We start from the raw sequence: 25,782 nt of genomic DNA on the forward strand, positions 1-25,782 counted from the left end.
CCCCGCGGCGGCCCGGCCCCCCGCCTCATTTAAGTCCCAACACCGGGGGGGGGGGGGCCGGCCCCCCCCCCCCCCGCTTCTACCAATAGGAAAGCCAAAGATGAACACTGTCCGCCTGTCCCCTTCCGACAATGTCGTCACCGCCATCACCCCGCTTGAAATCGGCACCGAAGGCGCGACACAACTGATCCCGCGCGGCCATAAGATGGCCACCGATGACATCGCCAAGGGCACGCCGGTGACAAAATACGCCCAGATCATTGGCTATGCCGCCGACGACATCGCCAAAGGCGCCCATGTCCACACCCACAATCTCGAATTCCGCAATGTCGATGCGGAATACGAGTTTTCCACCAACCTGCGCCCTGTCGAACCGGCCACCCGGATCGACACGTTTCAGGGATTTCGCCGCAGCACAGGCCGGGTCGGCACACGAAACTTCATTGCCGTTCTGACCTCGGTCAATTGTTCCGCCACCGCCGCGCGGCTGATCGCCCAGCATTTCACCGATGAAAAACTGGCCGCCTATCCCAATGTCGATGGTGTGGTTGCCTTTGTGCATGGCACCGGCTGCGCCATGGGCGGGGACGGCACCGGATTCGAGGCGCTGCAACGCGTGCTTTGGGGCTATGCCCGCAACCCCAATATCGGCGGCGTGCTGATGGCCGGCCTTGGCTGCGAAATGATGCAGATCGACTGGCTGATCGAATCCTACGGCCTGACGCCGGGACCGTTTTTCCAGACGATGAACATTCAGGACGTCGGCGGGCTGCGCAAGACCGTCGATCTCGGGATCAAGAAGATCGAAACCATGTTGCCATTGGTCAATCAGGCCGAGCGCGAGGAATGCCCGGCATCAGAGCTGATGGTCGCGCTGCAATGCGGCGGCTCCGACGCCTGGTCGGGCATCACCGCCAATCCGGCGGTTGGCTATGCCTGTGATCTTCTGGTGGCGCAGGGCGGCACCGGCGTTCTGGCGGAAACCCCGGAAATCTATGGCGCGGAACACCTGATGACGGCCCGCGCCGCAACGCGCGAGATTGGCGACAAGCTGATCGGTCTGATCGATTGGTGGGAAGACTACGCCGAACGCAACAAGGGCAGCATGGACAACAACCCCAGCCCCGGCAACAAAAAGGGCGGATTGACCACCATTCTGGAAAAATCGCTTGGCGCCGCCGCCAAGGGCGGCACCACGCCGTTGATGGGCGTCTATAAATACGCCGAGCCGGTGACGGCCAAGGGCTTCACCTTCATGGACAGCCCCGGCTATGACCCCGCCAGCGTGACCGGCCAGATCGCCAGCGGCTGCAATCTTGTCTGTTTCACCACCGGGCGCGGTTCTGCCTTTGGCGCGAAACCCTCGCCATCCATGAAGGTCGCAACCAACACCGAAATGTTCAACCGCATGCGCGAAGACATGGATGTCAACGCCGGCCGGGTTCTGACCGAAGGCACCAGTGTCGAAGAGGTCGGTCGCGAAATCTATGAGATGTGGCTGCGCATGGCCTCGGGCGAGAAAACCAAATCCGAAGCCCAGGGTCTGGGCGACTATGAATTTGTCCCATGGCAGATCGGCGCGGTGATGTGATGCAGCGCGCCCCAACCCCTGTCCCTACCCTTACCCCCGGCCCCGGCCCTGCCCCTGCCGCCCAAAACCCTCTCGGGTCTTTGCAAATTCCATCGGGGGGATGCCCGTGACGCAATTGCCGCTTTGCGTGATTGGCGCCGGCTCTATCGGCCAGCGCCATATCGAGGTCGCGCAACTTTCTGATCTGGTGAACCTGACCGCAGTGGTCGAACCCTTTGCCCCGCTGCGTGAAAAGCTGGCGCAGGATGGGCTGCCCATGGTGGCCAGCCTCGAAGAGGTGCCGGCCCACACCCGCGCCGCCATCGTGGCGACACCGACGCAGGATCACCATCTCTCGGCTTTGGCTGCAATTGATCGCGGTTGGGCGGTGATCGTCGAAAAACCCGTCGCCGCCACGCTCGACACCGCGCGTTCGCTTGTGGCTGCGGCGGATGCGGCCGGTGTGGCGTTGTTCACCGGCCATCATCGGCGCTGTCACCCGTTCAGCCTGGCGGCCCGTGATGCCCTGCAACAGATTGGCGATCTGGTTGGCGTGCAGGGCTTCTGGTCCCTGCGCAAACACAACACATATTATGATGTCGATTGGCGGCGCAAACCCGGCGCCGGTCCGTTGTTGACCAATCTGACCCATGAAATCGACCTGCTGCGTTTCCTTGTCGGCAATATGACAGAGGCCACTGCGCTTTTGTCGTCGGCCCGGCGCGGGTTCGAAATCGAAGACACCGCCGCCCTGGCCTTTCGCTTTGAAAATGGCGCCTTGGGCTCCTTCCTGATCTCGGACGCCGGGGCGTCCCCCTGGTCTTTCGAGGCGGGCACCGGCGAAAACCCGGCGATTGCCACCTCTCATCAGGATTACATCCGCATCACCGGCACCGAGGGCGCGCTGGAATTCCCCTCGCTCACCCATTGGGGCCGCTCCGGATCTGGCGAGATTGAATGGTCGAAACCCTTGACCGCGACGCCGGGCCCGCGCTTTGCCAAGGTCGACCCGCTGTTGCAGCAAATTGACCGCTTTGCGGCTGTTGTCGACGGTGCCGAGGACGATGTCCTTTGCACTGGGGCGGATGGCATTGCCGCAATGGAAATCACCTTGGCCGCCGCGCTGTCCGGGCATGTCGGCCGCACAATTGCCGCCGATGCGGTGCCCGGCGATTACACGGGTGCCTGACCGAAAGACTGGGTGCCTGACAGAAAGACCCGGGCCTGACCGAAACTCGGCGGCAAGGCACATGCCCGCGCTTCGCACGCCTTGGGCCCGTGAAACAGACATATCGGTCTGATGTCGCAAAAGACATCGACCCAAACCAATTTTGAAAGGACAGACCATGGGATTGCAGGGCAAAAAGACATTCATCACCGCAGCAGGTCAGGGCATCGGGCGCGCCATCGCCCAGCGCTTTGCCCGTGATGGCGCAGAGGTGACAGCCACCGACCGTGACGCCGACCTGTTGGCAAATCTGTTTAAAGATCAGACCACAGGCCCCCATGCCACATTTGCCCTGGATGTACTGGACAAGGACGCCCTGCAATCCGCGATCACCGCCGCCGCGCCGGACATCCTGATCAATTGTGCCGGCTACGTACACGCCGGCACAATTGCCGAAGCGACGGATGCAGAGTTCGATTTTGCCATGGATCTGAACGTGCGGTCCCAGTTTCACGCCATTCAGGCCGTCCTGCCCGGAATGGTGGAACGCGGCGGCGGGGCGATCATCAATATCGCCTCTGTCGCCTCGTCGCTCAAAGGTTTTCCCAACCGCTTTATCTATAGCACCTCAAAGGCGGCGGTGATCGGATTGACCAAATCCGTGGCCTGTGACTATGTCACTCTTGGCATTCGCTGCAATTGCATCGCGCCCGGCACCGTCGATTCCCCCAGCCTGCAGGACCGTTTACGCGCCACGGGGGATTATGACACCGCCCTGCGCGAATTCATTGCCCGCCAACCGATGCGGCGGCTGGGACAGGCCGACGAAATTGCCGGGCTCGCGGCGTTCCTCGCCTCGGACGAGGCGAAATACATGACCGGCCAATGCGTCGCCATCGACGGCGGCACCACAACCTGAAGCGCGAAAAGAGACAGAGATTTGAGCACCCCAATCCCCCGCGAAGACAAATCGACCTCTGGCGTACTTTGGATGGCGCTGGGGGTGATGTTTTTCACCTGTATCGACACCTCGGCCAAATGGCTGATTCTGGCGGGCATCCCCGCGCTTCAGGTGGTGTTTGCCCGCTACATGGGGCACCTGCTGGTGGCCTTGGTGGTCTATCTGCCGCAAGAAGGTCGATCGGCGCTGGTGTCCAACAGCCCGGGCAAGCAATTCCTGCGCTCGGCGTTCTTGCTGGGCAGTACGGCGCTGAACTTTACCGCGCTGCAATATCTGCCAATCACCGTGACCACGACAATCATGTTTGCCGGTCCGGTGGTGGTCACATTGCTGGCGATCCCGATCCTGGGTGAAAAGGTCGGGTTGCGCCGGATCATAGCGGTCTGTGTCGGGTTTTTCGGCGTCATTGTGGTGATGCAGCCCTGGGGCGCGGAATTTCACCCCGCCATGATCCTGTCGCTTGGGGCGCTGGTGATGGCGTCGATGTATTTTGTGATGACCCGCCTGTTGGCCGGGGTCGAAGGCAATGCAACCCAGCAGATCTGGTCCAGCGGCATTGCCGCCATTGCCATCCTGCCGTTTGCGCTGGCGGATTGGCATTGGCCCACGGACACAACCACATGGCTGGTCTTTGCCATTATCGGTGTATTTGGCGCATGTGGGCATATCTGTGCCACGATTGCCCATCGCCTGGCCGATGCCTCCCTGCTTGCGCCGGTGATCTATATTCAGATCTTTTCCGCCGCAGCGGCGGGCATTCTGGTGTTCGCCACCTGGCCAACAATCTGGACCCTCGGGGGCGGCGGCATCATCATCGCATCGGGGCTTTATATCTGGCAACGGGAACGCGCGGTGCGCGGGCGGGTGCGCCGGCCTGTGCCCTCAACCCGGTAACCCCCGCAGAACGACAGCCGTCACAGACGACAACGGGCACAAACGACAACGGGCACATCCCCAGACTGGGATGTGCCCGTTTTCTTTTGGTTCGGGACAGGCCCGGCTGCCGCAGGTTACCCGCGACCGATATAGGGCATATGCGGTGCCATGACGGTCATGAACTGCACATTCGCCTCTGGTGGCAAGCTCGCCATATGCAGCACCGAAGAGGCCACATTGGCCACATCCATCACCGGCTCCACGGCAATCGACCCATCGGCCTGGGGCACGCCCTTGGTCATTTTGCGCGCCATATCGGTCAGCGCATTGCCGATGTCGATCTGACCACAGGAAATGTTGAACGCCCGCCCATCAAGCGAGATCGACCGGGTCAACCCGGTGATGGCGTGTTTCGACGCGGTATAGGGCGACGACCCCCACCGCGGCACATAGGCCGAAACCGAACCATTGTTGATGATCCGCCCACCCTGGGGATCCTGGGCCCGCATCCGGGCAAAGACCGCACGGGCGCAAATGAAACTGCCGGTCAGGTTGATGTCGATGCAGCGCCGCCAGTCATCCACCGAAACCTCGTCAATGGTCGCACCGCTTACCGACACGCCGGCATTGTTGAACAACGCGTCAATCCGGCTCCATGTGGCAACCGCCTTGTCAAAGGCCGCATCGACCTCGGCCTCGTTGGTCACGTCACACGGCAGGGCCAGCACGTTCTCATGCGCTGCGGCCATCTCTTCCAGCGGTTCGGGGCGGCGACCCACAAGGCCAACCCGCCAGCCGGCATTCAAAAAAACCTCGGCGCAGGACTTGCCAATGCCGCCACCGCCGCCGGTAATGATAATGCTCTTCATGTCTTGTTCCCTCTTTGTCATTTGCGCGACAAGAGCCTTTGAAACCTCTTGCCGCGCAAATGTTGTTGCTTGACCGAACCGGTCAGTGATTGTCTCGCGGTAATTCGCGCGCCACACGTTTGTAGGCTGTCGCAAGCTCCAGACAGCCGCCATCGGCCAATTGGCCGACGTGTTTGCGATAGATTTCCTGCCAGGGGGTCTGATGATGCAACTCCGGCGCGGTCCATTCGGCCCGCCGCGCCGCCCATTCCGCGTCATCGACCAGGGCATTCATCTGCGATGCACCAAGATCCAGCCGCACCGTATCGCCGGTTTTCAACAGGGCCAGACCACCGCCGACCACGGCCTCGGGCGAGGCATTGAGGATCGAGGGGCTTTCGGACGTGCCCGATTGCCGCCCATCGCCCACGGTGGGCAAATGGTTGATCCCCTGTTTGATCAGCGCATCTGGCGGCTGCATGTTCACCACTTCGGCAGACCCGGGGTAACCCACACATCCGACATTCCGCACAAACAGGATCGAACGTTCGTCGATCTCGAGCGCGGGATCATTGATCCGGTCATGGTAATCCTCGGGGCCTTCGAACACCACGGCGCGCGCCTCATAGATGCCTTCGCTGCCCGGCTCGCTCAGGAACCGATTTTGGAAATCTTCCGAAATCACCGAGGTTTTCATCAGGGCCGAGTCAAAAAGATTGCCCGACAGCACCTTGAAACCCGCATTCGGACGCATTGGCGCGTCATAGGTTTTGATGACCTCGGTATCTTCGCTTTCCACCCCGGCCAGGTTCGCCCCCATGGTGTTGCCCGTGGCGGTCATCACACCCTCATGGATGCGACCGGCCTTCATCAATTCCCCCATCACGCCCGGCACACCGCCAGCCCGGAAGAAGCTTTCGCCCAGATATTCGCCAGCGGGCTGCATGTTGACCAGCAACGGCACGTCAAAGCCGATGGTTTCCCAATCCTTGACGTTCAATTCGACCCCGGCATGACGGGCAATCGCCTGAAGATGCGGCGGGGCATTGGTGCTGCCGCCGATGGCGGAATTGACCACAATCGCGTTTTCGAACGCTTCGCGCGTCAGGATATCGGATGGTTTCAGGTCATCCAGAACCATTTGCACGATATGTTTTCCGGTCTCATAGGCCATTGCCATACGTTCCCGGAACGGCGCCGGAATTGCCGAATTGCCGGTCAGCGACATGCCCAGCGCTTCGGCCATGGCGTTCATCGTGCTGGCGGTGCCCATGGAATTGCAATGGCCCAGCGACGGCGCGGATGAACAAACCCGGCTCATGAATTCTTCGTAGTCGATCTTGCCTTCGGCCAGCAAACGGCGGCTTTCCCAGACGATCGTGCCACTGCCGGCGCGTTTGCCTTTCCACCAACCATCCAGCATCGGCCCGCCATTCAGCGCAATCGCCGGAATATCGACCGTGGCCGCACCCATCAACATGGCCGGCGTTGTCTTGTCACAGCCGGTGGTCAGCACAACACCGTCCAGCGGATAGCCATGCAGCACCTCGACCAGCGACAGATAGGCAAGGTTGCGGTCCAGCGCGGCGGTGGGCCGTTTGCCGGTTTCCTGAATCGGATGCACCGGGAATTCCATCGGAATGCCGCCCGCCGCGCGAATGCCGGCCTTGATCCGATCCATCAGGAACACGTGGATCTTGTTACAGGGCGCAAGATCGCTGCCGGTATTGGCGATGCCGATCACCGGATGGCCGCCCTGCAATTCCTCGCGGGTGTATTCCTGATTCTGATAACGTTCGACATAGAGCGCCGTCATGCCCGGATTGTTGGGGTTGTCGAACCATTCCTGCGAACGGAATCGTTTGTTGGCGCGTGTGTCACTCATGGCTTGATCCTCCCAATAGGTCTGGCTTCATTCCAGAGTTCGTCACAACGCGACTCCGGTCTTGTGACAACTTCGACATTTGGTATACCAAATGCAAGAGCAATTCGGCGGCACAACGTCCGTTTTGGCAGAGGAGCACGCCAATGGCAGTTTCAGCACTATTTCGGGGGCTAGGTCTTGTCGCCTTTTTGGCGGGGCCGGCACAGGCCGAGGTCAATCTCGACAATTTCCATCAATGCCTTGAGGCCCAGATCGCGGCCAACGCCCCCGCGCTGGCCTGTGTCCAGGCCGAGCAATCGGAATGCAGCAATTATCAGGCGGAAAAGGCCCCGGCGGCGGCCACCCTTTGTCTGGTCAAAGCCAATGACATCTGGTCCGAAGCAATCCGCACCACATTGGCCGACATCCGCACAAAGGTGCAGGACACCGATCAGGCACAAATCGCCGATATTTCCGAGATCGAAGTCAAATACGACGTGCTTTCGGGTCTTCTGCAATGCGACCGGGTCCAGGAACTGGCCCTGCTGGGTGACACCAGCAGCGAGAGGATCAATGTCCAGAAATCCACCTGTACCGCCACCACCATGGGGCTGTCCTATGCCAAATTGCGCCTGCAATCGCGCGGCCTCCGATGACGCCGCGGGCGGCGTTCTGGCGCGGTTATATTGACTGTGCGCCCTTCACCCTGATCGTTATACCCTATTCCATTTTGTTTGGTGTGGTGGCACGCGATGCCGGGTTGGACATCCTGCAAACCATGTCGATGTCGGTGCTGGTGATTGCCGGCGCGTCGCAATTCACCGCCCTCGCCCTGCTTCAGGATCAGGCCCCGGTGTTCATCGCCCTGTTGGCGGCGCTGGCGGTCAATCTGCGCATGGCGATGTATTCCGCCGCTCTGGTGCCGCATATCGGCCACGCGCGGCTGGGGACACGGGCGTTGATGGCCTATTTGATGGTCGATCAGGCCTTTGCCGTTGCGGTCAAACATTACGAAGACAACCCCTTGATGTCACAGACAAACAAGGTCGCCTACTACTTCGGCTGCATGATGCTGATCTGTCCGTTCTGGTATGGCTGCACCCTGATCGGCGCGCTGCTGGGGCAGGCCATTCCCCCGGCCCTGTCGCTGGATTTCGCGGTGCCGATCTGCTTCATTGCCTTGACCGCGCCGCTGATCCGCTCGCTGCCGCATGTGATTGCGGCGGCTGTGGCGGCCGGGGCTTCGGTGGTGTTTTCCGGCCTGCCCTGGAGCCTGGGACTGATCGTTGCGGCGCTTCTGGCGATGATGGCCGGGGCGCAGGCAGAGTTGTTCCTGAAACGGCGCAAGCCAAAGGATGTCACATGATTTCCGATACCGCCTTCTGGGCTTTGACCATCTGTCTTGGCATCGGGACGTTTTTGATCCGATTTTCTTTTCTCGGTCTGTTTGGCGGGCGCACCTTGCCGGATTGGGCGCTGTTGCATCTGAAATATGTCGGCGTTGCGGTGTTTCCGGCGCTGGTCACCCCTTTGGTCCTGTGGCCAGAGGCAACCGGCGGCGTCACCGATCCCGTGCGCGTCATTGCCGCTTTGGCGGCCTTTGTGATTGGGATGCGGGTGTCGGTTGTGGGCGCGATTGTGGCCGGGATGGGCACACTCTATGCGCTACAGTTCCTGCTGGGGTGAATGCATCTGCGGGCCGACACCCGCAGACGCCTGCAAAGGCGGATAAGGGCGCTCAGGCTAGGCGCCTTTTTTGACCTCTTCCGCCATGTCCATGCCGTTCAGCCGTGCAATATGATCGCTGATCATCGGAACATAATCACCGCCATGGCCCGCGGCTTCGATATGGGTGAAATAATGCTTCACCGCGGAGGCCATGACATTCATCACCCCGGCATCATTGGCCATGTTGTTGACGTAACGCACATCCTTGTTGGCATTTGCGATGGCAAATTTATGGGCGTCCCTGTCCCGGTCGACGGTGTATTTCATGAAGGTGTCGAAAAAGCCGTTGCCCAGCCGCGACGTGCCGATCACCTGCTGGACGTTTTGCGGGCTGACGCCGACCTTGGCCGCCAGAACGGTCGCCTCGGCATAAAGCGATGCATAGCCCATCGAGATGAAATTCATGATCAGCTTCATCTTGTGACCGCTGCCCACCGGGCCGATGCGGTTGATATTGCCGCCCCAGCATTCGATCAACGGGCGCACATCGTCCCAGTTTTCGTCGTCACAGCCCACCATGACATCCAATTCGCCCGACTCTGCCTCTTTTGGCGTGCGGCCCAGCGGCGCATCCACCATGGCACCGCCCTTGGCTTTCAACTCTGCGGCCAGTTTCATCGTCGACACAGGGTCAGCGGTGGTGGCGTCGATCACGATCAGACCGGGTTTCATCCCCGCCAGGATCCCATCCTCGCCCTGCATCACGCTTTCCACCTGCGGTGAGTTCGACAGACAGATATGGATGATGTCACAGGCCGCCGCCATCTCGCGCGGGGTGGCCACTTCGGTGGCGCCACGTGCAACCAGATCGTCCACCGGCACGCGGTTGCGGTTGCCTTTGATCACCAGCGAATAGCCGCCCTCAAGAATATTCTTGGCCATACCGTGGCCCATCAGGCCAACCCCGATAAAGCCGATAACAGGTTTCGTCATCGTCAAATCCTCCTGAAATGATCCAGCTGTTACAGGCTGGCTGTAATTCCGCCATCGACATAAAGCGTATGGCCGTTCACAAAACTGGCCGCCGGGGACGACAGGAACACCGCCGCGCCGACCAATTCCTCAACCTGGCCCCAGCGCCCGGCGGGCGTGCGTTTTTCCAACCATGCGGAAAACTCGGGATCCGCCACCAGTGCGGCGTTCAGCGGCGTGTCGAAATACCCCGGTGCAATCGCATTGCAGTTCAGCCCGTATTTGGCCCAATCGGTGGCCATACCCTTGGTCAGATTGGCAATCGCGCCCTTTGTTGCGGTATAGGGCGCAATGCCGGGACGCGCCAAAGCCGCCTGAACGCTGGCGATATTGATGATCTTGCCGGCCTTGCGGGTGATCATGTGCCGCGCGACCGCCTGGCCCACATAAAACGCCGAATTCACATTCGTCAGCATCAGCTTGTCGAACATCTCTGGCGGAAAATCCTCCAGCGGGGTGCGGTGCTGCATGCCGGCATTGTTGATAAGAATGTCGATTGCGCCGACTTCGCCCTCATAGGCATCAATCGCCGCGCCCAGCGCCTTGGCATCGGTGACATCAAAGGCCAGCGTATCAACGGTGGCCCCGGTGGCGCGCAACGTATCCGCCGCCTCTGCCAGCCTGTCGGCGTTGCGCGCATTCATCACGATACGCGCGCCCGCATCCGCCAGCCCCTTTGCCAGCGCATTGCCAATCCCCAGCGAAGATCCGGTAATCAAGGCCGTCCGGCCCGTCAGGTCGAAAAGTGACATGTATTCTCCCAAGTCCAATCTGCCCACCGCACAAGCCGACGCGGTTGACAATCCGGGCCAAGACCCGCTTCATGGAAAATGGTATACCATTCTGGCGTCGAATCAAGGTGCCATCCGCGCATCGCGAAAATCAACTTTCGAGGGAAGAGATGAAGGCACTATTTGCCCATGGGGCGCATGATCTGCGGCTATCCTCATTTGACGAAACAACGCCGGGCGAGGGCGAGGTCAGTGTCAAACTGGCGCGGGGCGGCATTTGCGGCTCTGACCTGCATTATTTCAATCACGGCGGTTTCGGCCCGGTGCGGCTGCGCGAACCCATGGTGCTTGGGCATGAAGTGTCCGGCGTTGTTGCCGCGCTTGGCGCCGGGGTCACCGGGTTACAAGAGGGCGATCTGGTGGCTGTGTCGCCGTCGCGGCCCTGTGGCACCTGTAGCGAATGCCAGCGCGGATTGGCCAATCAATGTCTGAACATGGCGTTTTATGGCTCGGCGATGCCATTCCCCCATATTCAGGGCGCCTTCCGCGAGATGCTGGTCGCCAAGGCAAGCCAATGCGTGCCCGCCCATGGTCTGACCCCGGCCCAGGCCGCGATGGCAGAACCGCTTTCGGTTGGCTTGCACGCCGTGCGCCGTGCCGGTGAAATGCTGGGGCGGCGGGTGTTGATCACCGGCTGTGGCCCGATCGGCGTTCTGGCGATCATGGCCGCCCGTCGGGCCGGCGCCGCAGAGATCATCGCCTGTGACATCAACGCACCGGCATTGACGTTCGCCAAATCCGCCGGGGCCGATGTGGTGTTGAACACCCTGGAAACCCCCGATGCGCTGGCCCCCTATTGCACCGGCAAAGGCCAGCTGGACGTATTGTTTGAATGTTCCGGCGCACAACCGGCACTGGCCGCAGGCATCGCGGCGCTGCGCCCGCGTGGCATCATCGTGCAACTGGGCCTGTCCGGTGACATGTCGCTGCCGATGATGGCGCTGACCGCCAAAGAGCTGGACCTGCGCGGATCCTTCCGCTTTCACGAAGAATTCGCCGTGGCGGTGCAACTGATGCAGAAGGGTCTGATCGACCCGGCACCGCTGCTGACCCATACCTTCCCGCTGGCCGAATTTGCCAGCGCCTTTGCCACCGCCAGCGACAAATCGCAATCTATGAAAGTGCAGCTGGACTTCGCCTGATGCTGACATTTGCCGCTGCTGTCTTGTTGCTGATCATCACCCCCGGCCCCGGCGTGTTGTCCACCGCCGGGGTTGGGGCGGCCTATGGGTTCCGTCCCGGCCTGACCTATGTCACCGGCCTGTGCATTGGCACCAACCTTGTGGCGCTGGCGGTGATCACCGGCCTTGCGGCCCTGGTGCTGTCGGTGCCGGGCCTGCGCGAAGTGTTGATGATCGCCTCTGTCGCTTACCTGCTGTATCTCGCCGGGCGCATCGCCTTTGCCGGGTCGCGCATTGCCTTTATCGAGGCGAAATCGCCGCCCGGGATCGGCGCCGGCCTGTTGTTGCAGGCAATCAACCCAAAGGCCTATGCCGTCAACACCGCCCTGATCACCGGATTTGCGTTCTATCCGGCCAGTCTGGCGGTTGAAACCGGTGTGAAACTGGTGATCATGAACGCGATCTGGATTCCGCTCCATCTGGGTTGGCTTTGGGCTGGGGTGGCATTGCACCGCCTGAACCTGCCGGACACCACGCAGCGGATGATAAATTATGCCATGGCGCTGGCGATGCTGGGCGTTGTTGCGCTGGCCATCCTGTCGGCGACCGGCTTTTTGAACTGACGAAGGTACACCCAAACATGCCCCATGATGCCGCCATTTCCGCGCTACGCACCCTGTTGGGTGATCGGCTTGCCACATCCGACAGCCACCTGGACCAACATGCGCAAAACGAAGCATATTATGCCCAGGCCCTGCCGGATGCGGTCGCATACCCCGAAACCACCGCCGAGGTGGCCGAGATTGTCCGCATCTGTAACACCCATGATTGCCCGATCACGGCCTTTGCTGCGGCCTCCTCGCTTGAGGGGCAGCATCTGGCGATCCACGGAGGGATCAGTCTGGACATGAACCGGATGAATCAGGTGCTGGCGATCAATGCCGAGGATCTGAATTGCGTGGTGCAACCCGGTATCACCCGCGAGGCGCTGAATACCGACCTGCGCGCCACGGGGCTGTTTTTCCCGATTGATCCCGGCGCCAATGCCTCGATCGGGGGGATGGCCGCGACGCGCGCCAGCGGCACAACGGCGGTGCGCTATGGCACCATGCGCGAAAACGTTTTGGCGCTCGAGGCCGTGATGGCCGATGGCAGCATCATTCGCACCGGCTCTCAGGCGCGCAAATCGGCCACGGGTTACGATCTGACCCATCTTTTGGTTGGCTCCGAAGGCACGCTTGGCATCCTGACCGAGGTCACCCTGCGGCTTCAGGGCCAGCCCGAAGCGGTCCGCGCCGCGACCTGTCGTTTTGACAGTATCGAGGATGCGGTGAACTGCGTGATTGTGACCATCCAATCCGGCATCCCCATGGCGCGGATCGAATTGGTAGACGAGATGATGGTGCGGGGTTTCAACCTTCAGGCAAATGCGGGTCTGCCGGAAAAACCACATCTTTTTCTTGAATTTCACGGCTCGCCCGCTGCGGTGACCGAACAGGCCGCCAATTTTGCCGAAATCGCCGAAGACTTTGGCGTCACCGGCTTTGTCCACGCGGAAAAACCCGAGGACCGCAACCGGCTGTGGGCGATGCGCCACGGCGCGCATTACGCCACCCAGGCGCTGGAGCCGGGCAAGCGGACGCTGTCCACCGATGTCTGTGTGCCGATTTCGAAACTGGCCGAAGCGGTGACCAGCGCGCAACAGAAATCCCGCGCTCTGGGCCTGACCTGTTCCATTGTCGGCCATGTCGGCGACGGCAACTTCCATTGCGGCGTGCGCGTTGACCCCGATGACCCGCAGGCGTTGAAAATCGTCAAAGGTTTCGTGAACGATTTGAACGACATGGCGCTGGCCCTGGGCGGCACAGTGTCCGGCGAACATGGCATCGGCATCGGCAAACAGGCCTATATGGCGCGTGAACACGGCCCGGCGCTGGCCTTTATGCGGGCCATCAAAACCGCCTATGATCCCAAGAATATCCTGAACCCCGGCAAGCTTTTGCCGCCGGGCAACATGTGAACGGAGACCGAGATGCTTCCCCATTCCAACCCAGATCCCAAAGCGACATTTGTCGGCCGCGTCTGGCGGCCCGGCATCGGTCCGGCCCTGGTCACCCTGCGCGGCGAAACAATTGTCGATATCACCAACCCGGCCGCGCCCACCATGCGCGACCTGTTGGAACTGGACGATCCGGCGGCCCATGTGCGCGCCGCCATCGGCGAAGAACTTGCCACTCTGGCCGACCTCGTGGCCGCCTCTGACGATGGCGCGGGTGACGACAGCCTGCATTTCCTTGCGCCCGCCGATCTTCAGGCGATCAAGGCCTCTGGCGTGACCTTCGCCGAAAGCATGGTCGAACGCGTGATCGAGGAACAGGCCGCCGGCGACGCCGACCGCGCGCAACAGATCCGTGCCAAGGTCGGTGCCGTGATCGGTGACAGCCTGTCGGGCATCGAACCCGGTTCGGATCAGGCGATGCAGGTCAAATCGGTGCTGCTGAAAGAGGGGCTCTGGTCGCAATACCTTGAGGTTGGCATCGGCCCCGACGCCGAGATCTTCACCAAATCGCAACCCATGGCCGCTGTCGGCTGGGGTGCCTCCGTCGGCCTGCACCCGGTGTCGAACTGGAACAACCCGGAACCCGAAATCGTGCTGGCGGTCAATTCACGTGGCGAAATCTGCGGCGCGACGCTGGGCAATGACGTCAACCTGCGCGATGTCGAGGGCCGTTCCGCCCTTCTGCTGGGCAAGGCCAAGGACAACAACGCCTCCTGTGCGATCGGGCCGTTTGTCCGCCTGTTTGATGACAGCTACGGTCTGGACGATGTGCGCCGCGCCGAGCTGAGCATGAAGGTCGAAGGCGAAGACGGTTTTGTCATGGATGGCGCGTCCTCCATGACCAAGATCAGCCGCGATCCGGCCTCGTTGGTCAGCCAGACAATCGGACGCCACCACCAATACCCCGACGGCTTCTTCCTGTTTCTTGGCACGATGTTCGCCCCGATCAAGGACCGCGACGCCCCGGGCCAGGGGTTTACCCATCATATCGGCGATGTGGTCACAATCACCGAACCCGCGCTTGGTGCCCTGAAAAACACGGTGCGGCTCTCTACTGAATGCGGCGAATGGACCTTTGGCAGCGCCGCTCTGATGCGAAATCTGGCTGGACGGGGGATGTTGTAATGGCTTCTTTTTTGGCGCTTGGCGAATGCATGGTTGAAATCGCCCCGGCAGAGGGGGACCTGTGCCGCCTTGGGTTTGCCGGTGATACCTTTAACACCGCCTGGTATGCCCGCCAGCTTTTGCCGCAGGATTGGACCGTCGGCTATGGCTCCTGCATTGGCGATGATGCCGTGTCGAACGAAATGGCCGCTTTCATCGAAAGCCACGGGGTCGACACCTCGGCCATGCGGCGGCTGGCGGACCGCACCGTCGGACTCTACATGATTTCGCTTCAGGATGGCGAGCGCAGCTTCTCTTACTGGCGCGGGCAATCGGCGGCGCGGGCAATGGCAGAAGACCCGGCCTGGCTGGAACAGATCACCAAAGACCGTGACGTCATCCATTTTTCCGGTATTACGCTGGCGATTTTGCCCCCCGATCAGCGCCAGACCTTTTGCGATGTTCTGGCACGGGCGCGGGCGGCGGGGGCAAAGATCGCCTTTGACACCAATCTGCGCCCCAAACTCTGGGGCAGCGAAGAGGCGATGCGCACCGGCCTGACGCTGGGCGCTTCGGTGGCGGATGTGGTGCTGCCCTCTTTTGACGAAGAAACCGCGCTGTTTGGCGATGCGACCCCGGCGGACACTATCACCCGTTATCGCGATGGCGGTGCAACGTTGATCGCGGTCAAGGATGGCGGCAACCCCCTTACGGTCTGGAGCCAGGAAACCGGCACCACCACCCATCAACCGCAATCGGTGACCCCGGTCGACACCACCGCCGCCGGCGACAGCTTTGCCGCCGGTCTGCTGGCGTCGCTGGCCACCGGCCACAGCCTGGACGACGCGGCCGACCGCGCCATGGCGCTGGCCGCCCAGGTCATTCAGGCGCGCGGCGCCCTGGTGCCGGAAATATTTGAAAAGGGAACGTTTTCATGAATGTACTAATCATTGGCGGTGGCGGCGTCGTCGGCCAACGGCTGGCGCAGTCACTGGCCAACCGTGGCACCCTGCGCGGACAGGAAATTGCACAGATCACCCTGGCCGACATCGTTGATCCCGCGCCGGTCGCGGGCAATGTGCCGGTTGCGACCACCCGCTGTAACATCACCGACCCCGCGTCGGTGGCGGCCTGCATCACCGCAGACATCAATGTGATCTATCTTCTGGCGGCTGTGGTCTCGGCCCATGCGGAAGAAGAATTCGACGACGGCATGAACATCAACCTGTTCGGCCCGCTGAACGTGCTGCAACGCTGCCGCGAGTTGGGCACCAAACCGGTTGTGGTCTTCTCCTCCTCCATCGCGGTCTATGGCGGCGAAGTGCCGGACCCGATTGTCGATCACAGCTTCCTCAACCCGCAAACCTCTTATGGCGCGCAAAAGGCGATGGGCGAATTGCTGGTCAATGATTTCTCGCGCAAGGGGTTCATTGACGGGCGCGGGTTCCGCTTGCCGACAATTTCCGTGCGACCGGGCAAACCCAACCGCGCGGCGTCCTCCTTCATGTCGTCCATTTTGCGCGAACCGCTGAACGGGCAAGAGGCGATCTGCCCAGTGGATGCCGATTTCCCGCATTACTATCTCAGCCTGCGCAAATGTGTGGAAAACCTGATCAAGAGCGCAGAGCTGCAAGCCGAAGATCTGGGCCAGAACCGCTGCATGATGATGCCGGGGCGGATGTGGACCATTGGCCAGTTGATCGAAGCGATGACCGCCGTGGCAGGCCCGGAACCGGCCAAGCTGATCCGGTGGGAGGCACAGCCCGACATTCAGGCCATCGTCAAAGGCTGGCGGTTTGATTTGCGCCCGGAAAAATCGCTGAAACTTGGCCTGAGCGCCGATGAAAGCTTTCAGGACAATATCCGCTACTATCTGGAAGACGACAAACCCGCCGCCTGATACGGCGCGGCCCCGGCCAATGTGCCGGGGCCTCACCCTAATTTCGAAAAACGCGTTTGCGCTTAGTTTACCGGCGTTTTCAGCGCCTCACCGGCCAGAAACGCCGACACGTTGTCGCGCTGCAATTGGGCCATCGCCGCGCGGGTTTCATGTGTGCCAGAGCCCTGATGCGGCTGGATCACCACATTGGGCAGATCGTAAAACCGCTTGTCGATATCCGGCTCGTTCAGGAACACATCCAATCCCGCCCCGGCCAATTCACCGGCCTCCAGCGCATCCAGCATCGCCCCTTCGTCCACGGTCGAACCGCGCGAAATATTGACGATCACACCGCGCGGGCCCAATGCCGCGATCGCTTCTTTCGAGACATAGTTTTCGGTTTCCGGCCCGCCAACCAAGGCGATGAACAGAAAGTCGACCGCTCCCGCCAGGGACACGACATCCGCGTGATAGGTCCAGCCCGGGGTCTCTTTTTCCGACCGCGCGTGATAGTGGATTTCGGTCTTGAACGCCGCCAGACGATCGGCGATTTCGCGGCCAATCCGGCCCAGACCGACAACGCCGACCTTTGCGCCGCTGACCTTGCGGTTCAAACGATAGGGGCTTTCCCCCGCCCATTTCCCGTCCCGCGCCCAGGCCGAGGCCTGCTCCATCTCGCGGCCCTGCATCAGCCACATGGCCACGGCCAGATCCGCCACATCATCGTTCAGAACGCCGGGTGTATTTGTCACCTTGATGTCGCGCGCATCCGCGGCAACCACGTCGATGGCATCATATCCGACGCCATAATTCGCCACGACGCCCAGGTTCGGCAACAGGTCCATTTCGGCGGCGCCAAAGGGGTGATGCCCTTTGTATGCGACCGCGACAACGCCATCGCGTGTCGCCTGATCCAGGCCCGACACCGCGTCGGGACCATCCAGGAATACACACTCCAGCGCAGCACCATGTGCTTCAGCTTCGCTGGCGCTATACGGCCCGATGGCCAATACCTTGCTCATAAAACTCTCCCATTTTCGATGACGTGGACAGGGGCGCACGCGCCCGGCTTGTCCTGACATGCCACATCAGCCCGGAAAATGGTATACCAAAAATTTCCGCGCGGGGTCCAACGCCGCTCAGCCCGAGACACGCCCATGATACAGCCGCACCCGGATGCCGCCGTGATCCACCACCGGCCCCGCCGCAAGCCCCAGCCCCGTGGCCCGCGCCAGGCCGGCCTCACTGGTGACAATCCCGACGCGCCAGCCCCGAAAGCGCTCTTTCAGAACCTTGCCAAAAGAACCGTAGAGCGCATAAAGCAGCTTCTTGTTGCCAATGCGCCCACCATAGGGCGGGTTGACCATCACCAACCCCTTTGGCCCCTCAGGCGGCGCCATGTCGCTGACGGCGTGATGGGCAAAGCTGCAACTGTCGGCGACGCCCGCTTGTTCGGCATTCTGCCGCGCCATTGCCACCGCCCCTTCGTTCCGGTCAGAGCCCTGGAATACGGGCCCCTGGAGCACGGGCATCGGCACCCGGCCCTTTGGGGCTTCGGCGCGCATCACATCCCAGGCCGGACGGTCAAAGGTCGCCAGATTTTCAAAACCAAAGGCACGTGCACGCCCGGGGAAAAGCCCGGCGGCCATTTCCGCCGCCTCAATCACAAAGGTGCCGGACCCACACATCGGGTCCACCACCGGCATTGTACCGTCAAACCCGGCCGCCCGCAAAAACAGCGCCGCCAGATTTTCCCGCATCGGGGCCTTGCCCATCCCGGATTTCAAACCGCGTTTATGCAGCAACTCGCCCGAGGTATCGACGCTGAAAGTGCACAGATCATCCTCGATCCGCGCCCGCAGCACCATCTGCGCCTGGGGGCTGACCGTCAGCCCCGCCGCCGTCAGCGCGCCTTCGATCCGTTCAGCCGCCGCCTTGGCATGATAAATCCGCGATTTGCGACAGGTGACATCCACCTTGATCGGAATATCGGCCCGCAGCACCGCGCGCCATTCCATCTTGCGCGCCCGTTTGTCGAGCTGCGCCAGATGCATCACCCGAATTTCGCCAATCCGCGCCAACACGCGCGACGCGCCGCGGATCACCAGATTGGCGCGCCAGACATCGGGCCAGCCTCCCCGCAGAGTCGCGCCACCGGCCACACACAGCGGATTGGCAAAGCCGGCATCGCGCAGCTCGTCCCGCAGCAAGGGTTCCAACCCCGGCGCGCAGGCCAGAAAAATCTCGAATTCGGTGTCCATTTCGGTGTCCCGGCCAATGAGTGACGCGATCACCCCGCCCATTGCGGAGTGTTCGCCTTATGCGCGCGCGCCTATTCCGGGTGTGTCGGGGCCTTTTTCGACGGGGCAAGATAGGGTTGGGTGACATCCTTCAACGTGACATCCAACGCCTCGACCGAGAGGCGGATCGCCCCGTCCCCCGCCAAGGTCAACACCAACACGCCGGTGCCGTCTTCGCCCGGTCCAAAGGTGACCGCAAGCAGCGACAGGACCGTGTCGGTCTCGGACCGGTCAATGCCCTGACTGGCGACCTGCATCACGTCCTGCACCACCAGCAGCGATTGCACCCGCTCTGGCGTGCGCTTGCGTCTTTCGGCGGCGGGCAGATCCTCCCAGCGAAAGCGGTTGATCAGCAGCGCAAAGCGGCGCGCACGCGCCTGCCAGCGCATTTCAGTGATCGGAAACACCGCATCCTGCGCCAGCGCCGACAGAACCGTCAGATCCTCGGCATCCAGCGCCGCCAGATTAAGCGGCACCTCGCGGCCATCTTCGAATGTCGCGTCCTGTGACTTGGTCATTCGTCGGCCACCCGTTCGATATGGGCCCCCACCCCGCGCAGCTTGCGCACAAGGTTTTCATAGCCACGGTCCAGGTGATAGACCCGCGCGACCTTGGTTTCGCCCTCGGCCGCCAGACCGGCCAGAATCAGGGACACGCTGGCACGCAGATCGGTGGCCATCACCGGCGCACCCTTTAGCCGCGCGACCCCGCGCACCCGTGCCTGACCGCCGTGCACCTCGATATCGGCGCCCATACGGATCAGTTCCGGGGCGTGCATGAACCGATTTTCAAAAATCGTCTCGTCCAGCACCGACTCGCCTTCGGCGGTACACATCAGCGCCATCATCTGGGCCTGAAGGTCGGTCGGGAACCCGGGGAAGACCTCGGTCTTGACGTTCACCGCCCGCACCCGATCATTGCGCCGCGCAACCTTGAGCCCCTTTTCGGTTTCCTCAACCGAAATCCCGGCTTCGTCCAGCTTTTCGGCAAAAGCCGCCACCAGTTCCATGCGACCGCCCAGGCACTCGACCTCGCCGCCGGCAATGGCCGGTGCAATCATATAGGTGCCCAATTCGATCCGGTCGGTCACCACCGGATGGGTCGCCCCATGCAGCCGGTCCACCCCCTGGATCACGATCTCGGACGTGCCCTCGCCTTCGATCTGGGCGCCCATCTTGCGCAGGCATCGCACCAGATCAACGATCTCGGGTTCACGCGCGGCATTGCGCAGCACGGTTGTGCCCTTTGCCAGCGTCGCGGCCATCACGGTGTTTTCCGTGGCGCCCACACTGGCAAACCGCAGCTCATGCACCGCACCCTTCAGCCCGCCGGGGGCCTTGGCGTGCAGATAGCCGTCTTTCAACTCGATTTCCGCGCCCATCGCCTCAAGCGCGGCGACATGTAGATCCATTGGCCGCGCGCCAATGGCGCAACCGCCCGGCAGCGACACAATCGCCCGCCCCAGCCGCGCCAACATCGGCCCCAGCACCAGATTCGAGGCCCGCATCTTGCGCACGATGTCGTAATGCGCGGTGTCATTGTCGATATTATGGCTCGACATGGCGATCACCTGACCGTCCTGCAGGCTGGTGACCTCTGCGCCCAGCGACTGCAACAGGCTGGTCATGGTCTTGATGTCCGACAACCGCGGCGCATTGGTCAGCGTCAGCGGTTCTTCGCTCAGCAAGGTGGCCGGCATCAACGTGAGACAGGCGTTTTTCGCCCCGGCAATCGGGATCTGCCCGCTCAGCGGGCCATTGCCCGTCACGATAATCGAATCCATGCCTGGTTATTCCTTCTGTTCGCTCTGGTCGGTCTGCTCATTGGACGCGGCTTTTGGCCCCGACCGGGCCCGGCTTTGCGCCTTGCGCCGTGCAAGATTGGCCTTCAATGCCGCTTTCAGCCGCGTTTCGCGGGCTTCATTGCGGGACTTTGGGCGATTTGCCTGGGTGTTGGTATCACGGGTCATGGCCCACTGGTAACCCAAGCGCGAAAAAGGGTCCAGATTGCGCTTGCACTGGCGCGCGATTGCGTCTAATCACCCGCCACGCTGCGGGGCATACTGCAGCATCCGGCGCTGCTGTAGCTCAGAGGTAGAGCACTCCCTTGGTAAGGGAGAGGTCGAGAGTTCGATTCTCTCCAGCAGCACCATCTTCCGACCCTGTTTGGCCTTTGATCCTGACCCACGCCAACCGACAGTGGTGGCGCACGGGGATGATCCACGCATCCCGATCCGGCTAATGATTTGCGAATGTTCATGTCCCGTCCGGCAGAATCATTCCGTCGGCCACAATGCTTGCCAACAGGGCGCTTTGCCCTGCGTCCAAACATGTTGGATCATCTGTTAGTGGCGGGCTGTATTGGTGTTTGCGGCGCTGTCGGTTTGGCGATTCACATCCGCACCGTCGCCCAGCCGATCCCAAAACGGTTGCAGCATCGGCTTGTCATTGTCGCGCCGCCGGTACAGGCGAATTTCAATGTCCGTGGCATACCGCCCGTCCCCCGCAGGCACCAGCGCCCCGCTTTCCAATTCAGCGATACAGAAACGCGCAGGCAACCAGCCAAGACCGAATCCCTCGAGAATCAGCGCCTTGACCGAACTGGACAGCGCATTCTGGCTGACCAAAAGCGTCTTGGCCGCCCCGGCGTGGGTCGACAAAAGATCATCCACCATCGGCCGCAACACCGATGCCGACCCATAGGAAATCAGCGGCACGCGGGATTTTTCCGTATTGGGAAGACGAAAAACCGGCGCGCCATTTGCATCCGGTTTGGACAGGGGCACAAATTCATCCCGCGCCAGGGTGATGTAATCAAACGTCTTTTGCGCCAATGGCGCCAGAAAGCTCAGCGCCGGATGCCAATAACACAGCATCAGATCACAGCTGCCCTGCTGCAAGGCTGCAACGAATTTTTCGGCCGGCCAGGCAACCGAGGCCAGTTCAACCTTCAACATGCCTTCATCGGCATGGGATTGAATATGACTGCCGTGATAGGTGGTATAAAGCGACTGACTGGCCGCGAGGCGCAGCACATTGGTGTCCTCCACCTCTGCCGCCTGACAGCGTTCGATGGTTTCTTCCAAAGTGCGCAACATCACCTGCGCCTGCCCCAGAAAAACCTCGCCCGCCGGGGTCAGGCTCAGCGGCAGGGTTTCGCGGTTGATCAGCTGCGCGCCAATCGCGGCCTCCAATGCGCGGATGCGACGGGAAAAGGCCGGCTGGCTGACATGGCGTTCCTCTGCCGCGCGCGAAAAGCTTTGCGATGCGGCCAGGCACAGGAAATCCCGAAGCCAGTTGAATTCCACGTCAGACGGCCTCTTGCAGCGTCACACCGGGCTCTGATCGCCCTTCTTCAACCGCGTGGCAAGCCACAATCGCGCCATCCGGCTGTTGGAACGCTGCGGGTTTTTCCGCGCGACACCGGGCATTTGCCATCGGACAACGGGTCTGGAACGGACAGCCATCCGGCAGGTCGATCGGCGTCGGAATTTCGCCTTTCAGCCGGATATGGTTCGGGCTGTCGTCCTTCAATTGCGGCACTGCGGACAACAACGCCTTGGTATAGGGGTGTTTTGGCGCGGCAAACAGCGTGCGGGTATCGGCCACCTCACAGATCGAACCAAGGTAAAGCACCACAACCTTGGTGCCGAAATGTTCCACCACGCTCAGATCATGGGTGATGAACAGATAGGTGATCCCGTGGTCTTCCTGCATTTGCAGCATCAGGTTCAGCACCTGCGCCTGGATCGACACATCCAGCGCCGAAATCGGCTCGTCCGCGACAATGAATTCCGGGTCAACCGTCAGCGCGCGCGCAATGGCAATCCGCTGGCGTTGGCCGCCCGACAATTCATGCGGATAGCGCGCGGTCCAGGCCGGATCAATGCCCACCGATTTCATCACACCGGTGATCTTGTCCCGAATATCGCCATTCGACAGCGTCGGATTGTGAAACTTTGTCGGTTCCTCCAGCGACTGACCAATGGTCATGCGCGGGTTGAGGCTGGCATAGGGGTTTTGAAACACCATCTGGATCTTCGAACGGATCGGCATCAGCGCCTTGCCGTGAAGGGTGTCGATCCGTTGGCCATCATAGTGAATTTCGCCGCCCGAAGGCGTCAGAAGATTGGCCACCATCCGCGCGACGGTGGATTTCCCACAGCCGGATTCGCCGACGACACAGACCGCCTCGCCGCGATTGACATCAAACGAGATGTTGTTGACCGCATGCACCGCACGGGTTTCGCGTCGAATGCGCCCGCCACGGAATCGCAGGCTTTCCAGAAAGCCGCTGTCGACATCAAACCGCTTTTCCAGGTTTTCGATCCGCAAAAGCGGGCTGTCGGATTGTGTCTCGCTCATTGTGCGGCCTCCGCAGTGTTCAGATCGGCTTGCAGGCGCTGCACCTCGTGACAGGCGACCTGCACTTCGCCGAACTGGGTGATGTCAGGCATATTGGCACGACAAAGATCGGTGGCCAATTCACAGCGCGGATTGAACGGACATCCCGACGGCATCATCGACAGCGTCGGCATGGAACCGGGGATCTGGCGCAGGCGCGTGCCCGGTGGTGTCTGCTGTGGCAGCGCGTTGATCAGCCCTTGGGTATAGGGATGCTGGGGGTCGTTGATGATTGCACGGGTCTTGCCGGATTCGATGATCCGCCCGGCATACATCACCAACGTGCGCTCGGTGACCTGACTGACCACACCCAAATCATGGGTGATCAGCATCAGCCCCACCATGTTCGACCGGCAAAGTTCCAGCAGCAATTCCATGATGTCGGCCTGAATGGTCACATCCAGCGCGGTTGTCGGCTCATCCGCGATAATCAGCTGCGGATCCAGCAACAGGGCAATGGCAATCACGATCCGCTGGCGCATCCCGCCAGATAGCTCATGCGGATATTGATCCAGCCGCTCCTCGGGCGACGGGATGTAGACGCCTTTGAGTTTGACCAGCGCAATCTGGCGCGCCTCGTCATAAGACAGGCGACGATGGGCGCGCAGGGTTTCAATCATCTGCTGGCCGATGGTCAGCACCGGGTTCAGCGTGACCATCGGATCCTGAAAGATCATCGCCATGCGATTGCCACGCAGCTTGCGCACCGCACGATCCGACATTTGCGTCACGTCCTGACCTTCAAACAGGATCTGACCGCTGTCGATAAAACCCGGTTTCGACAACAGGTTCATCAGGGCAAAGCCGGTGATCGACTTGCCCGCACCGGATTCGCCCACCACACCAACGCGTTCGCCCTGGGCAATATCAAAGGAAATCCCGTGCAACGCGGTCACAGGTTCGTTGCGGGTGGCGAATTTGACGGTCAAATCCCGAACAGAGAGCAATGTCATGGGTCAGCCCCTATAGAGTTTCGGGTTAAGCACATCGCGGATCCAATCGCCCAGAAGATTGATGACCAGCACCAACACCACCAGCACGACACCGGGGATCACGGTGATCCACCAAGAGCCCGACAGAATGTAATCGAATCCAGAGGAAATAAGCGAGCCCAGCGAAGGCTGACTTGGCGGCATACCAAGCCCCAGAAAGCTGAGCGAGGCTTCGGAGATGATCGCATTTGCCACCTGTACGGTGGAAATCACGAAAATCGGCGACATTGAATTGGGCAGGATATGGCGCAGCATGATCCGACCGGGACCAAAGCCCAGCACCCGGGCGCTGTCGACATATTCCTTCTTCTTCTCGGCCAGAACGGTGGCGCGCACGGTACGGGCATATTGCGGCCATTCCGCCACGCCGATGACGGCGATCAGAAAGACAACCGCATAGCGGCCAAACACCTCGGACCCGAACAGCGCCTGCGTCAGTGCCAGAAAGATGATGGCGACCATCAGCGTCGAAAACGAAAGCTGAATATCGGCCAGCCGCATCAGGATACTGTCGGTGCGCCCCCCGACATAGCCGGAAATCAACCCGATCGAAATGCCCAGCACCGCCTGCACCAGCACGGCACAGACACCGATAATGATCGACAGCCGCGTGCCATAAAGGATCGTTGACCACAAATCGCGGCCCTGATCATCGGTGCCCAGCCAGAACTCAGGCAGCGACCCCGCCACCCAGCTGGGGGGATATTCGCTGTTCATGATGTCGATCTGCGCCGGATCATAGGGATTATAGGGCGCGATCAGCGGCGCGAAAAACGCCAACCCGGTGATGATCAGGAATATCGCCATCGACACGATCGCCACCGGATTGCGGCGAAAGTTATAGCCGATCTTGCTGTCCCACACCGCCCGAAGACGCGATGGGCGTGGCGCGGCAATGACAGCGGGTTCTGCGGTTTGACCACTCATGCGCCCATCCTCGACAGTTTGACGGTGGGATTGACCAGACCATAGATCAGATCAACGATGGTATTGGTGATGACAAAGATAAACCCGACCACAATCAGATAGGCCACGATCAGGGGGGTATCGACCCGGTTCACCGCCTCCAGGAACATCGACCCCATGCCGGGCCAGCTGAACACGGTTTCGGTCAGAATGGTATAGGCCACCATGGTGCCGATCTGG

27 protein-coding genes and 1 tRNA gene are annotated in these 25,782 nt (G+C 61.2%); 14 read left to right on the forward strand and 14 right to left on the reverse strand.

Going from position 1 to position 25,782, the window contains the following annotated elements:
* Window positions 1-100 precede the first annotated feature (100 nt).
* The 4 genes from Q4577_RS22245 to Q4577_RS22260 all read left to right on the forward strand — a co-directional run bounded on the left by Q4577_RS22245 (window position 101) and on the right by Q4577_RS22260 (window position 4,593).
* A complete protein-coding gene (locus Q4577_RS22245; RefSeq protein WP_303472659.1) occupies window positions 101-1,591 on the forward strand; it encodes a UxaA family hydrolase in 1,491 nt (496 codons plus the stop codon).
* Window positions 1,592-1,697: 106 nt separating this feature from the next.
* Complete coding sequence (locus Q4577_RS22250; RefSeq protein ID WP_303472657.1) at window positions 1,698-2,759, forward strand: Gfo/Idh/MocA family protein; 1,062 nt, start codon at window positions 1,698-1,700, stop codon at window positions 2,757-2,759.
* A 157-nt stretch (window positions 2,760-2,916) separates the two neighbouring features.
* Complete coding sequence (locus Q4577_RS22255) at window positions 2,917-3,657, forward strand: SDR family oxidoreductase (RefSeq protein ID WP_303472655.1); 741 nt, start codon at window positions 2,917-2,919, stop codon at window positions 3,655-3,657.
* Between the two features lie 21 nt (window positions 3,658-3,678).
* Complete coding sequence (locus tag Q4577_RS22260) at window positions 3,679-4,593, forward strand: DMT family transporter (protein ID WP_303472653.1); 915 nt, start codon at window positions 3,679-3,681, stop codon at window positions 4,591-4,593.
* A gap of 116 nt (window positions 4,594-4,709) precedes the next feature.
* On the opposite strand, the gene Q4577_RS22265 is transcribed toward Q4577_RS22260, so the two are convergent.
* Window positions 4,710-5,444 (reverse strand): SDR family oxidoreductase, encoded by a 735-nt coding sequence (locus Q4577_RS22265; protein WP_303472651.1) that lies wholly within the window; start codon window positions 5,442-5,444, stop codon window positions 4,710-4,712.
* Between the two features lie 82 nt (window positions 5,445-5,526).
* Entirely contained in the window at window positions 5,527-7,308 is a 1,782-nt protein-coding gene (locus tag Q4577_RS22270) for an IlvD/Edd family dehydratase (RefSeq protein WP_303472649.1), read from the reverse strand.
* Between the two features lie 143 nt (window positions 7,309-7,451).
* Here Q4577_RS22270 and Q4577_RS22275 point away from each other — a divergent pair, with 143 nt between their 5' ends.
* The 3 genes from Q4577_RS22275 to Q4577_RS22285 are packed head-to-tail and all read left to right on the forward strand — an operon-like array spanning window position 7,452 to window position 8,973.
* Complete coding sequence (locus tag Q4577_RS22275; protein ID WP_303472647.1) at window positions 7,452-7,943, forward strand: hypothetical protein; 492 nt, start codon at window positions 7,452-7,454, stop codon at window positions 7,941-7,943.
* Complete coding sequence (locus tag Q4577_RS22280) at window positions 7,940-8,653, forward strand: AzlC family ABC transporter permease (protein WP_303472645.1); 714 nt, start codon at window positions 7,940-7,942, stop codon at window positions 8,651-8,653. Before Q4577_RS22275 ends, Q4577_RS22280 begins: the two co-directional genes overlap by 4 nt.
* Window positions 8,650-8,973 carry an AzlD domain-containing protein gene (locus Q4577_RS22285; protein ID WP_244685156.1) on the forward strand — a complete coding sequence of 108 codons (324 nt, stop codon included), beginning with the start codon at window positions 8,650-8,652 and terminating at the stop codon, window positions 8,971-8,973. The genes Q4577_RS22280 and Q4577_RS22285 overlap by 4 nt, the downstream gene beginning before the upstream one ends.
* A 57-nt stretch (window positions 8,974-9,030) precedes the next feature.
* Here Q4577_RS22285 and Q4577_RS22290 read toward each other — a convergent pair whose 3' ends face one another.
* Together Q4577_RS22290 and Q4577_RS22295 are read right to left on the reverse strand one after the other, a co-directional pair.
* Window positions 9,031-9,948, reverse strand: coding sequence for an NAD(P)-dependent oxidoreductase (locus Q4577_RS22290; RefSeq protein WP_303472643.1), 918 nt, complete (start codon window positions 9,946-9,948; stop codon window positions 9,031-9,033).
* A gap of 29 nt (window positions 9,949-9,977) precedes the next feature.
* The gene (locus Q4577_RS22295) at window positions 9,978-10,739 is read right to left on the reverse strand and encodes an SDR family oxidoreductase (protein WP_303472641.1); all 762 of its coding nucleotides are present in this window, start codon (window positions 10,737-10,739) and stop codon (window positions 9,978-9,980) included.
* Window positions 10,740-10,888: 149 nt separating this feature from the next.
* On the opposite strand from Q4577_RS22295, the gene Q4577_RS22300 reads away from it, so the two are divergent.
* The 6 genes from Q4577_RS22300 to denD are packed head-to-tail and all read left to right on the forward strand — an operon-like array spanning window position 10,889 to window position 16,962.
* On the forward strand, window positions 10,889-11,920 hold the full coding sequence (locus Q4577_RS22300; RefSeq protein ID WP_303472639.1) for an L-idonate 5-dehydrogenase: 1,032 nt from the start codon (window positions 10,889-10,891) through the stop codon (window positions 11,918-11,920).
* A complete protein-coding gene (locus Q4577_RS22305) occupies window positions 11,920-12,522 on the forward strand; it encodes a LysE family translocator (protein ID WP_244685141.1) in 603 nt (200 codons plus the stop codon). The genes Q4577_RS22300 and Q4577_RS22305 overlap by 1 nt, the downstream gene beginning before the upstream one ends.
* 17 nt (window positions 12,523-12,539) lie before the next feature.
* Window positions 12,540-13,919, forward strand: a complete 1,380-nt coding sequence (locus Q4577_RS22310; RefSeq protein ID WP_244685132.1) for an FAD-binding oxidoreductase — start codon at window positions 12,540-12,542, stop codon at window positions 13,917-13,919.
* A gap of 12 nt (window positions 13,920-13,931) precedes the next feature.
* A complete protein-coding gene (locus Q4577_RS22315; protein ID WP_303472635.1) occupies window positions 13,932-15,083 on the forward strand; it encodes a fumarylacetoacetate hydrolase family protein in 1,152 nt (383 codons plus the stop codon).
* On the forward strand, window positions 15,083-16,000 hold the full coding sequence (locus tag Q4577_RS22320) for a sugar kinase (RefSeq protein ID WP_303472633.1): 918 nt from the start codon (window positions 15,083-15,085) through the stop codon (window positions 15,998-16,000). Before Q4577_RS22315 ends, Q4577_RS22320 begins: the two co-directional genes overlap by 1 nt.
* Entirely contained in the window at window positions 15,997-16,962 is a 966-nt protein-coding gene (gene denD, locus Q4577_RS22325) for a D-erythronate dehydrogenase (protein WP_303472632.1), read from the forward strand. The genes Q4577_RS22320 and denD overlap by 4 nt, the downstream gene beginning before the upstream one ends.
* A gap of 62 nt (window positions 16,963-17,024) precedes the next feature.
* On the opposite strand, the gene Q4577_RS22330 is transcribed toward denD, so the two are convergent.
* From Q4577_RS22330 to Q4577_RS22350, 5 genes are all read right to left on the reverse strand, one after another.
* Complete coding sequence (locus Q4577_RS22330) at window positions 17,025-17,963, reverse strand: 2-hydroxyacid dehydrogenase (RefSeq protein ID WP_244685114.1); 939 nt, start codon at window positions 17,961-17,963, stop codon at window positions 17,025-17,027.
* Between the two features lie 117 nt (window positions 17,964-18,080).
* Window positions 18,081-19,202 (reverse strand): class I SAM-dependent RNA methyltransferase, encoded by a 1,122-nt coding sequence (locus tag Q4577_RS22335; RefSeq protein ID WP_303567662.1) that lies wholly within the window; start codon window positions 19,200-19,202, stop codon window positions 18,081-18,083.
* Window positions 19,203-19,273: 71 nt separating this feature from the next.
* Entirely contained in the window at window positions 19,274-19,759 is a 486-nt protein-coding gene (locus tag Q4577_RS22340; RefSeq protein ID WP_303472627.1) for a DUF2948 family protein, read from the reverse strand.
* Window positions 19,756-21,024 carry a UDP-N-acetylglucosamine 1-carboxyvinyltransferase gene (gene murA / locus Q4577_RS22345; protein ID WP_303472624.1) on the reverse strand — a complete coding sequence of 423 codons (1,269 nt, stop codon included), beginning with the start codon at window positions 21,022-21,024 and terminating at the stop codon, window positions 19,756-19,758. Before murA ends, Q4577_RS22340 begins: the two co-directional genes overlap by 4 nt.
* Window positions 21,025-21,030: 6 nt before the next feature.
* On the reverse strand, window positions 21,031-21,210 hold the full coding sequence (locus Q4577_RS22350; protein WP_244685105.1) for a hypothetical protein: 180 nt from the start codon (window positions 21,208-21,210) through the stop codon (window positions 21,031-21,033).
* 107 nt (window positions 21,211-21,317) lie between these two features.
* Here Q4577_RS22350 and Q4577_RS22355 point away from each other — a divergent pair.
* Window positions 21,318-21,392, forward strand: a tRNA-Thr gene (locus Q4577_RS22355).
* Window positions 21,393-21,585: 193 nt separating this feature from the next.
* Here Q4577_RS22355 and Q4577_RS22360 read toward each other — a convergent pair.
* From Q4577_RS22360 to Q4577_RS22380, 5 genes are all read right to left on the reverse strand, one after another.
* On the reverse strand, window positions 21,586-22,548 hold the full coding sequence (locus Q4577_RS22360) for a LysR family transcriptional regulator (protein ID WP_303472621.1): 963 nt from the start codon (window positions 22,546-22,548) through the stop codon (window positions 21,586-21,588).
* A 1-nt stretch (window position 22,549) separates the two neighbouring features.
* The gene (locus tag Q4577_RS22365) at window positions 22,550-23,605 is read right to left on the reverse strand and encodes an ABC transporter ATP-binding protein (RefSeq protein WP_303472618.1); all 1,056 of its coding nucleotides are present in this window, start codon (window positions 23,603-23,605) and stop codon (window positions 22,550-22,552) included.
* On the reverse strand, window positions 23,602-24,597 hold the full coding sequence (locus tag Q4577_RS22370) for an ABC transporter ATP-binding protein (RefSeq protein ID WP_244685090.1): 996 nt from the start codon (window positions 24,595-24,597) through the stop codon (window positions 23,602-23,604). Before Q4577_RS22370 ends, Q4577_RS22365 begins: the two co-directional genes overlap by 4 nt.
* A gap of 3 nt (window positions 24,598-24,600) precedes the next feature.
* Entirely contained in the window at window positions 24,601-25,563 is a 963-nt protein-coding gene (locus Q4577_RS22375) for an ABC transporter permease (RefSeq protein WP_303470815.1), read from the reverse strand.
* On the reverse strand, window positions 25,560-25,782 hold a 223-nt coding region (locus Q4577_RS22380), incomplete at its 5' end, for an ABC transporter permease subunit (RefSeq protein ID WP_303567664.1). The genes Q4577_RS22380 and Q4577_RS22375, both read right to left, overlap by 4 nt.

This window comes from Marinovum sp. 2_MG-2023 (assembly GCF_030548265.1).
Classification (GTDB): Bacteria; Pseudomonadota; Alphaproteobacteria; order Rhodobacterales; family Rhodobacteraceae; genus Marinovum.

Bases quoted from the DNA above. Each gene is read 5' to 3' on its own strand.
- Q4577_RS22335 (WP_303567662.1), bottom strand. From the start codon at position 19,202: ATGGACACCGAATTCGAGATTTTTCTGGCCTGCGCGCCGGGGTTGGAA.
- Q4577_RS22305 (WP_244685141.1), top strand. From the start codon at position 11,920: ATGCTGACATTTGCCGCTGCTGTCTTGTTGCTGATCATCACCCCCGGC.
- denD (WP_303472632.1), top strand. From the start codon at position 15,997: ATGAATGTACTAATCATTGGCGGTGGCGGCGTCGTCGGCCAACGGCTG.
- Q4577_RS22375 (WP_303470815.1), bottom strand. From the start codon at position 25,563: ATGAGTGGTCAAACCGCAGAACCCGCTGTCATTGCCGCGCCACGCCCA.
- Q4577_RS22365 (WP_303472618.1), bottom strand. From the start codon at position 23,605: ATGAGCGAGACACAATCCGACAGCCCGCTTTTGCGGATCGAAAACCTG.
- Q4577_RS22275 (WP_303472647.1), top strand. From the start codon at position 7,452: ATGGCAGTTTCAGCACTATTTCGGGGGCTAGGTCTTGTCGCCTTTTTG.
- Q4577_RS22295 (WP_303472641.1), bottom strand. From the start codon at position 10,739: ATGTCACTTTTCGACCTGACGGGCCGGACGGCCTTGATTACCGGATCT.
- Q4577_RS22320 (WP_303472633.1), top strand. From the start codon at position 15,083: ATGGCTTCTTTTTTGGCGCTTGGCGAATGCATGGTTGAAATCGCCCCG.
- Q4577_RS22285 (WP_244685156.1), top strand. From the start codon at position 8,650: ATGATTTCCGATACCGCCTTCTGGGCTTTGACCATCTGTCTTGGCATC.
- Q4577_RS22315 (WP_303472635.1), top strand. From the start codon at position 13,932: ATGCTTCCCCATTCCAACCCAGATCCCAAAGCGACATTTGTCGGCCGC.
- Q4577_RS22340 (WP_303472627.1), bottom strand. From the start codon at position 19,759: ATGACCAAGTCACAGGACGCGACATTCGAAGATGGCCGCGAGGTGCCG.
- Q4577_RS22265 (WP_303472651.1), bottom strand. From the start codon at position 5,444: ATGAAGAGCATTATCATTACCGGCGGCGGTGGCGGCATTGGCAAGTCC.
- Q4577_RS22350 (WP_244685105.1), bottom strand. From the start codon at position 21,210: ATGACCCGTGATACCAACACCCAGGCAAATCGCCCAAAGTCCCGCAAT.
- murA (WP_303472624.1), bottom strand. From the start codon at position 21,024: ATGGATTCGATTATCGTGACGGGCAATGGCCCGCTGAGCGGGCAGATC.
- Q4577_RS22310 (WP_244685132.1), top strand. From the start codon at position 12,540: ATGCCCCATGATGCCGCCATTTCCGCGCTACGCACCCTGTTGGGTGAT.
- Q4577_RS22280 (WP_303472645.1), top strand. From the start codon at position 7,940: ATGACGCCGCGGGCGGCGTTCTGGCGCGGTTATATTGACTGTGCGCCC.
- Q4577_RS22245 (WP_303472659.1), top strand. From the start codon at position 101: ATGAACACTGTCCGCCTGTCCCCTTCCGACAATGTCGTCACCGCCATC.
- Q4577_RS22330 (WP_244685114.1), bottom strand. From the start codon at position 17,963: ATGAGCAAGGTATTGGCCATCGGGCCGTATAGCGCCAGCGAAGCTGAA.
- Q4577_RS22370 (WP_244685090.1), bottom strand. From the start codon at position 24,597: ATGACATTGCTCTCTGTTCGGGATTTGACCGTCAAATTCGCCACCCGC.
- Q4577_RS22300 (WP_303472639.1), top strand. From the start codon at position 10,889: ATGAAGGCACTATTTGCCCATGGGGCGCATGATCTGCGGCTATCCTCA.
- Q4577_RS22255 (WP_303472655.1), top strand. From the start codon at position 2,917: ATGGGATTGCAGGGCAAAAAGACATTCATCACCGCAGCAGGTCAGGGC.
- Q4577_RS22270 (WP_303472649.1), bottom strand. From the start codon at position 7,308: ATGAGTGACACACGCGCCAACAAACGATTCCGTTCGCAGGAATGGTTC.
- Q4577_RS22290 (WP_303472643.1), bottom strand. From the start codon at position 9,948: ATGACGAAACCTGTTATCGGCTTTATCGGGGTTGGCCTGATGGGCCAC.